12 protein-coding genes are annotated in these 15,928 nt (G+C 60.2%); 8 read left to right on the top strand and 4 right to left on the bottom strand.

Translation table 11 applies throughout. The annotated features are described in order from the left end of the window. Nucleotides 1-71 precede the first annotated feature (71 nt). Entirely contained in the window at nt 72-1,979 is a 1,908-nt protein-coding gene (locus tag PHT20_RS12730; protein ID WP_366520930.1) for an AMP-binding protein, read from the bottom strand. Between the two features lie 25 nt (nt 1,980-2,004). Here PHT20_RS12730 and PHT20_RS12725 point away from each other — a divergent pair, with 25 nt between their 5' ends. Beyond that, nucleotides 2,005-2,907 carry an alpha/beta hydrolase gene (locus tag PHT20_RS12725; RefSeq protein WP_301020824.1) on the top strand — a complete coding sequence of 301 codons (903 nt, stop codon included), beginning with the start codon at nt 2,005-2,007 and terminating at the stop codon, nt 2,905-2,907. A 1-nt stretch (nt 2,908) separates the two neighbouring features. Here PHT20_RS12725 and PHT20_RS12720 read toward each other — a convergent pair whose 3' ends face one another. Beyond that, on the bottom strand, nt 2,909-3,739 hold the full coding sequence (locus PHT20_RS12720; RefSeq protein ID WP_301020812.1) for an HDOD domain-containing protein: 831 nt from the start codon (nt 3,737-3,739) through the stop codon (nt 2,909-2,911). 12 nt (nt 3,740-3,751) lie between these two features. Then, on the bottom strand, nt 3,752-6,196 hold the full coding sequence (locus PHT20_RS12715; protein ID WP_301020811.1) for a Tex family protein: 2,445 nt from the start codon (nt 6,194-6,196) through the stop codon (nt 3,752-3,754). A 72-nt stretch (nt 6,197-6,268) separates the two neighbouring features. On the opposite strand from PHT20_RS12715, the gene PHT20_RS12710 reads away from it, so the two are divergent. From PHT20_RS12710 to ugpQ, 3 genes are all read left to right on the top strand, one after another. Then, nucleotides 6,269-8,359: an HDOD domain-containing protein gene (locus tag PHT20_RS12710; RefSeq protein ID WP_301020810.1), complete on the top strand. Its 2,091-nt coding sequence runs from the start codon at nt 6,269-6,271 to the stop codon at nt 8,357-8,359. 35 nt (nt 8,360-8,394) lie between these two features. After that, entirely contained in the window at nt 8,395-10,530 is a 2,136-nt protein-coding gene (locus tag PHT20_RS12705; RefSeq protein ID WP_301020809.1) for an EAL domain-containing protein, read from the top strand. Nucleotides 10,531-10,701: 171 nt separating this feature from the next. Continuing rightward, the gene (gene ugpQ / locus PHT20_RS12700) at nt 10,702-11,487 is read left to right on the top strand and encodes a glycerophosphodiester phosphodiesterase (RefSeq protein ID WP_301020808.1); all 786 of its coding nucleotides are present in this window, start codon (nt 10,702-10,704) and stop codon (nt 11,485-11,487) included. Here ugpQ and PHT20_RS12695 read toward each other — a convergent pair. Beyond that, nucleotides 11,462-11,740 carry a hypothetical protein gene (locus tag PHT20_RS12695; protein ID WP_300086867.1) on the bottom strand — a complete coding sequence of 93 codons (279 nt, stop codon included), beginning with the start codon at nt 11,738-11,740 and terminating at the stop codon, nt 11,462-11,464. The two genes, ugpQ and PHT20_RS12695, sit on opposite strands and share 26 nt — an antisense overlap. 71 nt (nt 11,741-11,811) lie before the next feature. On the opposite strand from PHT20_RS12695, the gene hemA reads away from it, so the two are divergent. The 4 genes from hemA to PHT20_RS12675 all read left to right on the top strand — a co-directional run. Next, nucleotides 11,812-13,071, top strand: a complete 1,260-nt coding sequence (hemA, locus tag PHT20_RS12690; protein WP_300086865.1) for a glutamyl-tRNA reductase — start codon at nt 11,812-11,814, stop codon at nt 13,069-13,071. A 127-nt stretch (nt 13,072-13,198) separates the two neighbouring features. Further along, on the top strand, nt 13,199-14,314 hold the full coding sequence (prfA, locus tag PHT20_RS12685; protein WP_301020807.1) for a peptide chain release factor 1: 1,116 nt from the start codon (nt 13,199-13,201) through the stop codon (nt 14,312-14,314). A 77-nt stretch (nt 14,315-14,391) separates the two neighbouring features. Then, nucleotides 14,392-15,258, top strand: coding sequence for a peptide chain release factor N(5)-glutamine methyltransferase (prmC, locus tag PHT20_RS12680; RefSeq protein ID WP_301020806.1), 867 nt, complete (start codon nt 14,392-14,394; stop codon nt 15,256-15,258). An 84-nt stretch (nt 15,259-15,342) separates the two neighbouring features. Further along, a partial coding sequence (locus PHT20_RS12675; RefSeq protein ID WP_301020805.1) for a class I SAM-dependent methyltransferase occupies nt 15,343-15,928 on the top strand: 586 nt, incomplete at its 3' end.

Here is a 15,928-nt window from a genome sequence, read left to right as displayed (position 1 = left end):
AGTCAACTGACCCTAACGCACACCATCAATCTGGAGTCTCTCACCCAAGCTGCACAAAGCAATGAGCTCACTCAAGGGTGCACTTGCGCCCGCACCTGCTCTTGCAAGCGCAACACACGGCGCTGCACTTTGCCGGTGGTGGTCATGGGCAGAGCATCCAGAAACTCAATCTCTTTGGGGTATTCATAAGGCGCCAGTTTGCCCTTGACGTGGGCTTGCAGCTCGGCCACCAGTTGGGCATCAAATTGGCCTCTAGCGCCCGTATAGCTTGCTCGAGCAGCTACAAAATCTGGTGCAAGTACGACATAAGCCTTGACCACCGCACCGCGCTCGGCATCGGGCTTGGGCACCACCGCCACGTTGGCCACGGCGGGGTGTTTGACCAGGCAGTTCTCGATCTCGCCCGGGCCAATGCGGTAGCCCGCGGCCTTGAACACGTCGTCGCTGCGGCCTTGATACCACAGGTAGCCTTGGGCGTCGCGGCTGGCCAGGTCACCGGTGCGGCACCAGTCGCCGGTGAATTTGGCTTGGGTGGCAGCGGCGTTGCGCCAGTAGCCCAAAAAGAAAATCGGGTCGGGCTGGCCATGCACGTCGCAGCGGTGCACGGCCACATCGCCGACTTCATCCACAGCGCACTCACAACCGGCCTCGTCAATCACGGCCAGGCGGTGGCCGGGGTAGGCCATGCCCATGCTGCCGGGTTTGGCCGGCCACACTGCCGCACAGTTGCCCACGATGTAGTTGATCTCGGTTTGGCCAAACATCTCGTTCACCGTCACGCCCAATTGGCTGCGGCAGTAGTCAAACACCGCGTCGCCGACCGCCTCTCCAGCGCTCATGATGGCTTGCAACTGCAGGCCAAACTGCTGCTGCACGCTGCAACCAGGGCGGCCGGGGTAGGCTTTCATGATGGCTTTGAGCGCGGTGGGGAACAAAAAGGTGTGGGTCACGCCGCAGTCGCGCACCAGCTCCAGCGCGGTTTGGGCGCTAAAGCGGCCGGCATAGGCCACGATGGGGCGACCAAAGTAAAGCGTGGGCAACAGCGCGTCCATCAGCCCACCGGTCCAGGCCCAGTCTGCCGGTGACCAAAAAACCGCCGCCGAGCCGGGCTGTGGTTGCCAGTCTGGCGCTTGAGCACTCTCTAAAATCAGAGCAGCTTGTGCAATGTATTCGTGCGTGAGAGGCTGATTTTGGTTCAAACCAAAAAAGTTTTGGCTGCTCAAAAAGCCACTCAGATTGCCCAGCAAAGCCTGGTGCGGAATGAGCGCGCCTTTGGGGTTGCCAGTGGTGCCGCTGGTGTAGATCAAGATGGCGGCGGCATCCGCCCGGGTGGCCACCAGGGTGAACGCGCTTGGGGCTTGGCGCATGGCCTGGGCGGCGTCCACATCGGCCACGTCAGCCACCTCACCCCGTTCACCCCCAAAGCCCATCAGGCAACGCAAATCAGGGCAACGCGCGCGCACCAGCGCCAGATGGGGCAGGGTTTGGGCGTCGCCCAGCGCCACCACCGCCTGGCTGTCTTGCAGCCGAAACTCAAGCGCCTCGGGGCCAAACAACTGCGACAGCGGCACCGCCACCGCCCCCATTTGCAGCACCGCCATGAAAGCCACCGCCACCTCAAAGCTTTGCGGTAAGACAATCGCCACCCGGTCGCCCGGCTGCACCCCCAAACCGCGCAGCACGTGGCTCAAGCGGTTGGCCTGCTGTTGCAGCTCTGAATAAGTATAAAAAGTGCTTTCAGCGCTTGATTTATAAGCGCGGACAGCTATTCTTTGCGTAGCATCTGGCAAACCTGCCCAGCGCACGCTGCAGGCCTGCGCCATGTTGAACCACTCGGGCACTTGCCAGTTCAGGCCCTGGTGCAACTGGGCGTAACTTGGGGGAAATTGCCAATCAGGCGCAAGAGAGGGCGCTAAATGTGGCGCCAGATGTGAAGTGTCGGCGGTGGGTACCTTGTCACGGGTTTGACTGACTGGCATGTGCATGACTCCTTATGATGGGCAAATGTACCAAGCCCAACGCATTTCCAACAGCGAGTTTGTCCCGATTCGTTCCCTTAACTACCACGTTCGCCGCTGGGGTGAGCCCAACCCTGGCACCACCCCGCTGGTGCTGCTGCACGGCTGGATGGACGTCGCGGCCAGTTTTCAGTTTGTGGTGGACGCACTCAAGCAAGACCACTTCATCATCGCCCCTGACTGGCGTGGCTTTGGCCTGACGGCCTCGGGCGGGGCAGATTGCTTTTGGTACCCCGATTACCTGGCCGACCTGGAAGCACTGCTAGACCATTACGCCCCGGGTCAAGTGGTGCACCTGGTTGGGCACAGCATGGGTGGCAACGTGGCCATGCTGTACGCCGGCATTCGCCCTGAGCGGGTGGCAAAACTCATCAACCTGGAAGGCTTTGGCCTGCCCGCCAGCCAGCCCGAGCAAGCGCCCGGCCGGTACGCGCAGTGGCTGGGCGAGCTCAAGGCGCATGCGCAAGGCCAGATGGCGCTCAAAACCTACCCCACTTTAGCTGCCGTGGCCGAGCGCTTGATGAAGACCAACCGCCGCTTGGGCGCCGACAAAGCGCACTGGCTGGCTGGCCACTGGTCGGCTGAACTCAAGCCCGGGCAATGGTCGATATTGGGCGAATCCGCCCACAAAATCACCTCTGCCCAGCTCTACCGCGAGGACGAAGTGCTGGCCGTCTTCCGCGCCATACGCGCCCCGGTGTTGATGCTGGAAGCCTCAGACGACAGCATGGCGCAGTGGTGGAAAGGCAGCTTCACGCTGGCGCAGCACCATGCCCGACTGAAGTCTGTACCCCAGGTGGAGATCACCCAAGTGCCCGACTGCGGCCACATGCTGCACCACGACCAGCCACACGCAGTGGCAGCGTTGATAGAAGGTTTTTTGGGGTGAATCAGGGTAGCTCGGCAAAGCGGCTGCCAGGCACTTGCTTGGACCAATCGATGGGGTCTTGCTGCAACACCATGTCAATGTCCAGCCCCAGCACCTCGGCCACCGGCGACGGAAAGCTCACCGCCAGGGCATTCGGTGCCAGCCCCAGTTGCTTGGCGCGGGCGCGCCAAATGGCCAGGTGCAGCACGCCCGCCAGGGGTTCGTAGGCGTTGTTGTCAAACGGCACATGGGCAAACGCCAAGGCGTTCACCAGCAGCGCCGGAAAATGCCATTGTGCGGCCAGCCCGGCGCTGACCTGGGTGTAACCAAAACCAAAGGTCTGGATTTCAAGCCGCTCTCTTTTCAACTCAAACACCGGGCAAGTGGCATCTAACGCCACCGCTTGCGGCATGGCCAAGCGCATGGCCAGCTCGCCCACAGCGTGAATCAAACCACAGCTGGTAGCCGCTTGCTGGTTGAGCCGCAACAGCCCGGCCAGCGAGCGTGACACCCGCGCGGTGTCTTGGCTGTAAGCCCAAAACTTGGGCAACAGCAAGCCCGGCACGGCTTTGAACGAGGCCTGGCTGGTGGCTTGGCTGACCATGGCTTGCACCTGCCCCAGGCGCAACACCACCAGCGCTTCAGCCACGCTGTGTATCTGCCCGGCCAGCTTGAACATGGGCGCGTTGGCCGCTTGCAGCACCCGGGTGGCCAAGGCGGGGTCGCTGCCCAGCAGCAGGTCAATGCGGCGCAAATCTTGCCGGTTGCCCACCAGCTCGCTCATCAGCAAGGCCATCACCTTGGGGATGCTGGGCATGGCAAAGCGCTGTTCAAGCAGTGTGGCCAGTTCCATGGGGGCTGGGCTCTACAAGCCCTTGAGTTTGGCAAAGGCCGAAGCCATGGCGCTGGCGGCAGGCGCGCTCTGTGGGGCACGCCCGCTGGCTTGGCCGCGTTGCGGGGCGGCTGCCTGAAAGCGGTTGTCACCCGCGCTGCGAGCCGGTGGTGCGCCTAGCTTCATGGTCAAGGCAATGCGTTTGCGTGCCACATCGACCTCAACCACCTGCACTTTGACAATGTCACCGGTCTTGACCACCTCACGCGCATCAGACACAAATTTGTGCGCCAGCTGGCTCACATGCACCAGGCCGTCTTGGTGCACGCCCAGGTCGATGAAGGCGCCAAAGGCCGCCACGTTGCTGACGGTGCCTTCCAACACCATGCCCTCTTTAAGGTCGCGAATGTCTTCCACACCGTCGTTGAAACGCGCCACTTTGAAGTGGCCACGCGGGTCGCGACCGGGTTTTTCCAGCTCGGTCAAGATGTCGCGCACGGTGATGACACCAAACGTGTCGTTGGCAAACAGCTCCGGGCGCAGGGTTTTGAGCATGTCGGCACGCCCCATTAGCTCGGCCACCGGCTTGGCCGTATGCGCCATGATCCGCTCCACCACCGGGTAGGTTTCGGGGTGTACGCCGGTCATGTCCAGCGGGTTGGTGCCGCCACGGATGCGCAAAAAACCGGCACTTTGCTCAAACGCTTTGGGGCCCAGCCCGGTGACTTTGAGCAGGTCTTGGCGGCTGCCAAAAGCGCCATGGGCCTCGCGCCAGCGCACCACGGCCTTGGCCACGCTGGCGGAAAGGCCTGACACGCGGCTGAGCAGCGGCACGCTGGCCATGTTCAGGTCAACCCCGACCGAGTTGACGCAGTCTTCCACCACCGCTTCCAGCGACTTGGCCAACTCGCTCTGATTCACATCGTGCTGGTACTGGCCCACACCAATGCTTTTGGGGTCAATCTTCACCAGCTCGGCCAGTGGGTCTTGCAGCCGCCGCGCAATGCTGGCGGCGCCACGCAGGCTCACGTCGACATCGGGCATTTCCTGGCTGGCGAACTCGCTGGCCGAGTAGACAGAGGCGCCAGCTTCTGAAACAACTGCTTTTTCTATAGCTGCTTGCGCTTGTCCTGATTGCTCTACAGGCTGTTTTGACATTAATTTGATGAGATCAGCGGCCAACTTGTCAGTCTCGCGGCTGGCGGTGCCGTTGCCGATGGCGATCAGGTTCACACCGTGTTTTTGGCACAGTGCGCCCAGGGTGTGCAGCGCGCCGTCCCAGTCTTTGCGCGGCTCGTGCGGGTACACGGTGGCGGTGTCGACCAGTTTGCCGGTGGCATCCACCACCGCCACTTTGACACCGGTGCGAATGCCGGGGTCAAGCCCCAGCACCACACGCGGCCCAGCCGGAGCCGCCAGCAGCAGGTCGCGCAGGTTGTCGGCAAACACCTTGATGGCCACGCCTTCAGCTGCCTCACGCAGGCGGGCAAACAGGTCGCGCTCGGTCGACAGACTGAGTTTCACGCGCCAGGTCCAGGCCACGCATTTGCGCAGAAAATCATCCGCCGCACGGCCTTGGTGGCTCCAGCCCAGTTGCAAGGCCATGCGGGCTTCAGCCAGCGACACCGCAGGTGCTTTTGCTTTTGTAGCTGCTTGAGCAGTATTGACAGGCGCTAGAGCCTGATTTGGCATATTTTTTTCTGGCGCTGAGGGGGCTTCTGGCAGCACCAGTTTGACCTCCAATATGTCCAGGCTGCGGCCTCTGAAGACCGCCAGCGCGCGGTGCGAGGGCACCCGGCCAATGGGCTCGTCGTAGTCAAAGTAATCCCGAAACTTGGCCACATCGGGGTCAGACTCGTTTTTGCCATCTAACCGGCGCGACTGCAGCAGGCCATTGGCCCACAGCCATTCGCGCAGGTTTTGCACCAGCGCCGGGGTTTCGGCCCAGCGCTCGCTAAGCAAGTCGCGCACGCCATCAAGCACCGCGGGCACGTTGGAAAAGTCGGGTTTTTTGTCTTCACCGGGTGCGGCTTCCACAAACGGCAACACATATTTTTGAGCCTCGTCGGCAGGCACCAGGTGGGGGTTGGTCAGCAGCGCATCGGCCAGCGGCTCCAGCCCGGCCTCGCGTGCCAACTGGCCTTTGGTACGGCGCTTGAGCTTGAAGGGCAAATACAGGTCTTCCAGCTCTTGCTTGGTGGCTGCCGAGTGCAATGCGGCCAGCAGGGTGGGCGTGAGTTTGCCTTGCTCATCAATGGCTTTGATGACGGTTTGCAGCCGCTCGTGCAACTCTCGCAGGTAGCTTAAGCGGGCTTCGAGCTCACGCAGTTGAATGTCGTCCAGGCCGCCGGTGGCCTCTTTGCGGTAGCGCGCCACAAAGGGCACGGTGGCTCCGCCGTCGAGCAATGCCACTGCGGCGGCCACTTGGTGCACGTGCACGCGAAGTTCTTGCGCAATTTGCGCCGTAATTTTGGGCATAGGTCAAAAAACAGCCCTGCGGTTCAGGGCTTGAGGGTCAAAACAAGCATTGAGTTTGCCATAATCATTTTCGTGACAACCCCACCCTACCCCCTGTTTGAGAAGCTTCAAGCGGCGCAACTGCCGGCCTTGCCGCAAGCACTGTTGCAATTGCTGGCACTGTGCCAGTCTGACGATGCCGGCATGCACGAGCTGACCGCCGTGATTGCCACCGAGCCCGCCTTGAGCGCCCGGCTGCTGAAAGTGGCCCACAGTGCCGCCTACCACCGGGGCGACGGGGCGCTGACTTTGCAGCAAGCCGCCAACACCCTGGGCACCGACATGATCAAGGTGCTGGCCATTTCAGAATCTGTGGTGCAAACGCTGGGCGCCTTCAAAGCCGGGCAATCGATGGATTTGAAGGCTTTTTGGAAACACAGCCTGGGCGTGGCCTTGCTGGCCAAGGCGCTGGCACTGCTTGCGCAACCCGCCCTGGCCGACCAGGCCTACCTGACCGGTTTACTGCACGATGTGGGTCGCTTGGCGCTCTTGGTGTGCGCTCCAGAGCAAGCCAAGGCGCATTTTTTGGCACCAGACAATGCTGATTTGTGCGCTACAGAGCAGCAAAGCTTGGGTTTTTCACATACCCAAGCGGGAGCCTGGCTGCTGACGCAATGGCACCTGGCCGAACCCGTAGTGCAAGCAGTGGCGGCGCACCACCCCGCGGGGGTGGCACTTGATGCCCTAGCCCCATTGACCCAATGGCTGGTCTTGGCTGAGCAGCTCTCAGCGTGGACACCCGCAAGTGCTGAAGACCTGCCCGAGCTGAATGCCCCAGCGCCGTTTGATGCAGAAACCCTGCGCCAGCTGGCTGAAGATGCCCAACACCAGCTCAGCCGGACAGCGCAAGACTTGGGGCTTGATATTTCCGAGTCTGCCCCTGCAGCACCCACCGAGCTGCAACCTACCGCCACCGACCCGGCACACCTGCAGCTGGCGCTGGAAGTGCAGCACCGCGCTTTGTTGTCTGAAATGAGCCTGCAACTGGCCAACCAACCCACGGCGCATGGCCTGCTGGGCGTAGTGCGTGAGCATGCCGCCCTGCTGCTGGCGCTAGACGATGTGCTGGTGCTGCTGCTGGGTGAAGACGGCCACACGCTGAGCTGTGTGTCGGTCTCTGCCCGGCACTATGACCTGGCTGTGCTGACCCTGGACAGCCGTCAACACCCGGTGTTGCAGCACTGCCTGCAGCAGCACAGCCTGTCGATGGCCAATGACCAGATTGAGGCCAATGCCAGCCTGTGCCACCAGCTGGGCACCCACCAGCTGGTGGCGGTGCCGCTGTTCACCGCCAAAGCGGTGCAAGGCGTGTTGTTGGGTGCCATTACGCCCGCGCAACTGACTCGGCTGCAAAGCGAAAGCCGTTTTTTACTTGCCTTTGGGTTGCGCGCTGGCGTGGCGCTGGCGCGCCAGCTCGAAGGTGCCAGCGCGCTGGATGCCCACATTGCCAGACTCAAGCGCGAGCAGCTCATCAGCGCCCGCCAACTGGCGCACGAGGTGCAAAACCCCCTGAGCATCATCCAAAACTACCTCAGCCTGCTAGAGCGCAAGCTCGACCCCAGCCACCCAGAGCATGCTGAGGTGGCCGTGATCAGTGATGAAGTGCAGCGTGTCGGGCACATCATTGAACAGTTTTCTCAAGGCAAAGAGGCTCATGTGCTGGCACCCATGGATCTGGCGCAGGTGGTGCGTGAGCTGGTGCTGGTGCTGCAAGCCAGCCGGTTTTTCCCCGAACACATTCAACTGCAATGCAGTTGGCCGGCCAGCGCCAGCTGGGTGCTGGGCTCGTCTGACATGGTGAAACAAATTTTGATCAACCTGATCAAAAACGCCCGCGAAAGCCTGCCCGAAGGCGGCTTGATTGGCATCAGCGGTGGCACGCGGGTTGACCACGCTGGGCAGCGCTACATTTTGCTCAGTGTGCGTGACAGCGGACCGGGCTTGAGCGCTTACCAGCAAAGCCATATGTTTGAACCCGTGACCAGCGCCAAAACCGGTGCACACCGGGGCTTGGGCTTGAGTGTGGTCAATGAATTGGTAAAAAAAATGAACGGTCAAATTCGTTACCTCAGCAGCCCCAAGGGCGTGCGCTTTGAGGTCTTGCTCCCAGCGGCTGAGCGCTGACGCCACCTCTACCCGCACCATGAAAGGCTGAAGTTTTGCCCCACTCACCCAACCTTCAGCCCCGACTTGCGCGCATTTTGATTGTGGACGACCACCCCTTGGTGCTGGCCGGGTTGGTGACCATGGTCGAACTCACTGGCCATCAGATCACAACCGCCGAGAGTGGCCTGGAAGCCGTGCGCCAACTCAATGACAGCCCGTTTGACCTGGTGTTGCTTGACCTGCTGCTGCCCGACATCAGCGGCCTGGAGGTGATGGACTACCTGCAGCAGCAGCACATCGACACCACCGTGGTAGTGATCAGCGGCTTGTCTGACATTGACCACGCGATTGGCGCCCTGCAGCGTGGCGCCTTTGATTTTTTGCGCAAATCTTTTCCTGCCGCCGAGTTGCTCAAAACCATTGACCATGCGCTGCAGCGGCGTTGGCTGGTGCAAGACAACCAGCGCTTGAGTGCTCAGCTATTGACCTCAGAAAAAGTGCACAACTATCTGATTGAAAACTCGCCAGACATCATTTACACCTTGAACGAACAAGGCCTTTTCACCGATGTCAACCCGCGGGTGTTGCCGCTACTGGGCTGGACCGCGCAAGAACTCATCGGGCAACACTACAGCGTGCTGATTCACCCTGACGACTTGAGCCGGGCAGACTATGTGCTGAACCACTGCGGGCACAATTTTCAGATCACCCGCTTGGTAGAGCTGCACATGCGCGCGCGCCAGCCAGACGGTGGCGTGCGATTGTTCAGCCATGAGCTGATGCGGGTGGCGCAGCCTGGCGTCTGCGCTGATGCGCTGTTGACGCAACCGGGCTGGCGCACTTATGGCATTGCCCACGACCTGACGGAGCGCAAACGTGTTGACGCGCTGATCAGCTACCAAACCACCCATGACTTGCTGACCGGGTTGCCCAACCGTGCCTTGTTCAAAGACCGGTTGAATCTGACCTTGCAGCGCGCCCAGCGCCATGGTCAGGTCGCTGCCGTGCTGGTGCTTGACATTGACCGCTTCAAATTGATCAACGACGCGCTCGGACATGACCTGGGTGATGCTTTGCTGGTGCAAATTGCCCAACGCCTCAAAGGCTGTTTGCGCGCCAGCGACACACTCTCACGCCTGGGGGCTGACGAGTTCACCATTTTGCTAACCGATCTGGGCGCACCCGAAGAAGCAGCGCAACTGGCCGAAAAGTGCCAGGCCAGCCTGCGCCAGCCCTTTACCTTGCAAAGCCAGGTGGCGCATGTGTCAGTCAGCATGGGGCTGGCGCTGTACCCCACCCACGGCAACGAAACCGAGCTATTGATCCAACGTGCCAACGCCGCCATGACGCACAAAAAAACCCATGGCAAAGATGGCTATGTGGTGTTTGAGGCTGCCATGCTGCCCCTAGATCAACAGCTCATGACGTTGGAACATGAGTTGCACGAGGCCTTGCGCCAAGGTGAACTTGAAATGTTTTACCAGCCGCAGGTCGATGCGGCCAGCCAACGCATCGTGGGCGCGGAAGCCCTGATGCGCTGGAACCACCCGCAACGCGGCTTGCTTAGCCCCGCCGCATTTTTGCCCTTGGCTGAAGAAACTGGCTTGATCATTCCCATGACCGACTGGCTGTTGCAGGCCGTGACCACTGACCTGTGCGCTTTCAACCATGTGAGTGAGGTACCCCTGCGCATGTCCATCAACCTGCCACCACAGTACCTGGATCGCAGCAATTTCACCCACAACCTGCACGCTGCCTTGCTCAGCCACGACCTGTTGGCCGCGCAATTTGAAGTGGAAGTGACTGAAAACATTTGCATTCGTAACCCATTGAATGCCATTGAGCAACTCAACGCCTTGCGCCACACGGGCGTGCGGGTGGCCATTGATGACTTTGGCACGGGGTATTCGTCACTGTCGTATTTGCAGCAATTGCCGCTCGACACCCTGAAAATTGACCGCTCGTTTGTCATGACCATCCCCCTCAGTGGCGAACTGCCGCCGGTGGTGCTGGCCATCATCTCGGTGGCCAAAGGGCTGAACCTGCACTTGGTGGCCGAGGGTGTTGAAACCAGCACCCAGCTGCACGCCTTGGCACAAGCGGGTTGTCACACCATTCAGGGGTTTTATTTTTTCAAACCCATGTCCTGCCAGGCCTTACTGGCGCAATTAGGAAGTGGCAAGGAATAACACCCAGGTTTGCTGCAAGGCGTTGGGATGTGCTGCTAGGCGCAAGTCTCTGGTTCATATCAGGGCTTGCCCTAGCCCTGTGCAAACCCTGATGTGAAACGGCTGACTTTGCGGGTCTAATTTGGTGAATCTGGTTTATTTTTACCCACTTCAACTCTCCCACTTTCAGCCATGCACGCCGTCGCAACCCATTCTTGGCCATACCCGCGCTGGATTGCCCACCGTGGCGCTGGGCAACTTGCGCCTGAGAACACCTTGGCCGCGTTTCGACGCGGTGCCAGCCATGGCTATCGCATGTTTGAATGCGACGTGAAACTCAGTGCCGATGGCATTCCGTTTTTGCTGCACGACGCCACCTTGCAGCGCACCACCAACGCCGTCAAGGCCTTGGGGCGCGGCTTGAGCGCGGTGGCGGGCGACCACCCTTGGAGCACCTTGTCGCTGCTGGATGCCGGCAGCTGGCACTCGGCCAGCTTCACCGGTGAAACCTTGCCCACGCTGGAAGCCATTGCCAGCTATTGCCGGCACAACAACTTTCACCTCAACATTGAGATCAAGGCCACGCCTGGCACCGAGCGCCACACTGGCGAAGTGGTGGCGCGCCACGCAGCGCGGCTGTGGCATGGGGCAGCCGTGCCCCCCTTGCTTAGCTCGTTTGATGTCGACTCCCTTGAAGGCGCGCATCACGCCCAACCCGAATTGCCACGCGGCTTGCTGCTGGAGCACCTGTGGAGCGGCTGGCTTGAAACCGCGCTCAATCTTGACTGCAGTGCGGTGATTGCCGACCAGTCGTTATGGGACGGCGCCAGCGTGACCCAGGCGCACAGTGCCGGTTTGCACTGCGCCAGCTACACAGTCAACGCTGAAGATGATGCCCAGCGGCTGTGGGCTTTGGGGCTGGATGCCCTCATCACCGACCGGGTGGACACCTTCAACCCTGCCAGCCCTTGTGCATAGCCCACTGCGTGCTGGCACCCAGCAGCGCCAAGGCCACATAGGTCAACATCTTGCCGTCGCGGCCAAACAGCATCAACCCAGCCACCGATGCCACCAAAAGCACAATGAAAATAAGAGCTGCTTGCGCAATGTAGCTATGGGCTAGAGGTCTTTTTTTCATAAAAAACCGGCTCAGCCCTGGCAGCATGAAGGCCAACCACAAGGCTGGCGCCAAAAAGTTCAGCACATGGTTCAACAGCGTCAGGGCACCCATCAACGCCGTCCAGTCAAAAAGAAAAAATGATGCAAGTCAATGCGCATAAGCGGTGATTTTATAATTCGACCATGGCAGTCTGGGCATTAGGCATCAATCACACGACCGCACCGCTCGATCTGCGCGGTCGGTTTGCGTTCGCCATCGATCAAATCGACCCCACGCTGCGTGCCCTGCGCAGCGCTTTAAACCGCCAGCCCGAAGCCGCACTCATCTCCACCTGCAACCGCACCGAAATTTATTGCGCCTGTGAACAGCCGCAGCTTGAACACACATTAGAGTGGCTGGCTCAAAGCGGCGGTGTGTCGCCCGAGTTGCTGCGCGCCCACTCTTACATCATGCACGACGGCCTGGCCGCGCGCCACGCCTTTCGGGTGGCCAGCGGGCTGGACTCCATGGTGCTGGGAGAGCCGCAAATTTTGGGGCAAATCAAAGACGCGGTGCGTGCTGCAGAAGCCGCCGGAGCCTTGGGCACCACGCTCAGCCAGCTGTTTCAGCGCTCGTTTGCCGTGGCCAAAGAGGTGCGCACCTCTACTGAGATTGGCGCGCACTCCATCAGCATGGCGGCTGCAGCGGTGCGACTGGCTGGGCAGTTGTTTGAAGATTTGAGTGAAGTCAAAATTTTGTTTGTGGGTGCCGGTGAAATGATTGACCTGTGCGCCACCCACTTTGCCGCCAAAAACCCGAAGAGCATCGTCATTGCCAACCGCACCCTCTCGCGCGGTGAAGAGCTGGCCGCCAAGTTTGGCGCCACCACCATGCATTTGAGTGACATGCCTGACCGCTTGCACGAATTTGATGCGGTGGTCAGCTGCACCGCCAGCACGCTGCCGCTGATTGGCCTGGGCTCTGTGGAACGCGCCCTGAAAAAACGTCGCCGTCGCCCCATGTTCATGGTCGACCTGGCAGTGCCACGCGACATTGAGCAGGAAGTCAAAGCGCTGGAAGATGTTTACCTCTACACCGTGGATGACCTGGCCAGTGTGGTGCAAACCGCCCAAGCCAACCGCCAAGCAGCAGTGGCACAGGCTGAAGCCATAGTGGACGCGGGGGTGCAGAGCTTTTTGCACTGGGTTGAGCAGCGCAACACCGTGCCCCTGATTCAACAGCTCAACGCCCAGGCCGATGAATGGCGCAGCATGGAAATTGCCCGTGCCCGCAAGTTGCTGGCCAAAGGTGAGTCGGTCGATGCCGTGCTGGAAGCCTTGAGCCGTGGCCTGACGCAAAAAATGCTGCATGGTGCCATGGCCGAACTGCGCGGTGGCGATGCCGATGCCCGTGCCAATGCCAGCCACGCGGTAAAACACTTCTTTTTACGCAAAGAGCGTTAGCTGGCGTGTGTTAACGGCATGGTTTTAGGGTCAAAGGGATTTGGCTCAGGCCGTGTCAAGCGCCTTCTGCGGTTTTTATAGCATCTGAAACGCTCTGTTTCAACCAAGATTTTCTCCATCACTCCCCATGAAACCTTTTCTTCGCCAACAACTAGCCCGCTACGCTGACCGCCTGGGGGAGCTGGAGTTTTTGCTGTCGCGCCCCGACATCATGAGCGACATGGCGCAGTTTTTAAAACTCTCGCGTGAGCACACTGACGTGGTGGCCGTGGCTGGGCGCTGGCTGCGCTACCAACAGCGCGAGTCTGACCTGGCTGCCGCCCAAGACCTGCTCAAAGACGCGGCTGACGACCTGGAGATGACCAGCATGGCGCAAGATGAATGCGCCAGTGCCAGCGCTGAGCTGACCCAGCTGGAGGCTGAATTGCAGCGCATGTTGCTGCCCAAAGACCCGGACGACGTGCGCCCGGCGTTTGTTGAAATTCGCGCTGGCACGGGTGGCGACGAGTCAGCCCTGTTTGCCGCCGACCTGGCGCGCATGTACCTGCGCTATGCCGACCGCAAGGGCTGGAAGCATGAAGTGATGAGCGAATCTGCCAGCGAGCTGGGTGGCTACAAAGAGGTGGTGCTGCGCATTGAAAGCCAAGGCAGTGACGCGCTGGGCAGTGGGGTGTATGGCGCGCTCAAGTTCGAGTCTGGCGGCCACCGGGTGCAGCGCGTGCCGGTGACTGAAACCCAAGGCCGCATCCACACCAGCGCGGCCACGGTGGCGGTGCTGGCCGAGCCCGACGAGGCGGAAGCCATCAAAATCAACCCGTCTGATTTGCGCATTGACACCTACCGCGCCAGCGGTGCGGGTGGCCAGCACATCAACAAAACCGACTCGGCGGTGCGCATCACCCACCTGCCCACCGGCATCGTGGCCGAATGCCAGGACGGGCGCAGTCAGCACAGCAACAAGGCGCAAGCGCTGCGTGTGCTGACCGCCCGCATTCAAGAAAAAGACCGCTCTGAGCGCGCCGCCAAAGATGCAGCCGAGCGCAAAAGCCTGGTTGGCAGCGGCGACCGCAGCGACCGCATTCGCACCTACAACTTTCCCCAAGGCCGCCTGACCGACCACCGCATCAACCTCACGCTGTACAAGCTGCTGGCCATCATGGAAGGCGATTTGGACGACGTGGTGGGTGCCCTGCAGGCGCACGAGGCAGCCGAACAACTGGCAGCGCTGGAACTGAACGTCTGACTTTTATATGTCAAATTGGCCTCTAGCGCTTATAAATAAAGCGCTAGCAGCTATTTATTAAATAGCATTTCATCCCCATGCCCCTTCCTGAAACTTTGCTGCCAACGCTCGCCCAGGCCTTGACCGCCCTGCAAACGGCTGGGCTAGAGCGTTTGGACGCGCAGTTGCTGCTGCTGCACGTGCTTGGGCAAGCGCCCAACCAGCGCGGCTGGCTGCTGGCACATGACACCAGTGTGCTGCCCGCCAAACTGGCGAGCGAGTTGCATCAGTTGGCACAGCGCCGTCTGGCGGGCGAACCGCTGGCTTACCTGAGCGGCCACAAGGAATTTTTTGGCCTTGATCTGCAGGTGGATGCCCGTGTGTTGGTGCCCCGGCCTGACACGGAAACGCTGGTGCATTGGGCGCTGGAGCTGCTGCACGGCGCCCAACGTGTGCTGGACTTGGGCACCGGCAGTGGCGCCATTGCCCTGGCCCTCAAGGCCAGCCAGCCTGCGCTACAGGTTCACGCCATCGACCTCAGTGCCGATGCCCTGCACGTGGCTCAAGCCAATGCCCAGCGGTTGCAGTTGGCGGTGACGTTTGGCCAAGGTGCCTGGTTTGATGGCTTGACTTGTGATTACGCCCCCTTTGACTGCATCGTCTCCAACCCGCCCTACATTGCCGCAAATGACCCCCATTTGCCCGCCTTGACTTTTGAGCCGACCCAAGCTCTGACCAGTGGCGCAGAGGGTTTGGACGATATTCGCGACATCATTTCGCAAGCGCCCAAGCACTTGGCTGCAGACGGCTGGTTACTGCTGGAGCACGGTTACGATCAAGCCCCAGCGGTGCGACAGCTGCTTCGCCAAGCTGGTTTTGCGCACGTGCAGTCGCGCCGGGATTTGGCAAGCATTGAGCGCTGCAGTGGCGGGCAGTGGTTGGCCTCTTCTATCGATCACACCTGACCAACCACTTTTCAGACAAGCCCGTTAACCACACAGATCAAATTCAGAAAGACCACCATGGGATTGAGCACATCAAGCATTCTTTTGGCAGCTGCCAAGATGGCTAAGGAGATTCAACCGACGAACTCGCTCTACGCCCGGCATTTGGACATTGGCTCAGGGCACGGCGACCTGATTGTGTTACTACGAGAAAAACAACTGGTCAACCACTCCGATGCCTGTGATTACACCCACACACTGATGCAGTTGCCGGATGTCGAGGTACATGTGGCCGACCTCAATCATCAACCGCTGCCTTTTGCAGACCAGTCCTTTGACTTGGTGACATGTACCGAAGTCATTGAACATTTGGAGCATTACCGGGAAACCTTGAGAGAGATTCATCGTGTTTTGAAACCCGGTGGTCGAGTGGTACTGAGCACACCGAACATTTTGAATCTCAAATCGCGGATCCGTTTTTTTGTCTATGGGTTTTACAACCTGTTTGGCCCCTTGCACGCCCGTGAAAGTGCCTTGCACACGACTGGCGGTCACATCAACCCTGTGTCTTGCTTTTACCTGGCGCATTCGTTGCTGGATGCCAGGTTTGATGACCTCCACCTCAGCATAGACAAAAAACAAGGAACATCACTGTTCTGGCTGATCTGGTTTTACCTCCCGATTCGTTTCT

The sequence above is a fragment of the Rhodoferax sp. genome (assembly GCF_028715765.1).
Classification (GTDB): domain Bacteria; phylum Pseudomonadota; class Gammaproteobacteria; order Burkholderiales; family Burkholderiaceae_C; genus Rhodoferax.
The sequence above is the reverse complement of the archived record's forward strand: the minus strand, read 5'-3'. Positions and strand labels throughout refer to the sequence as shown.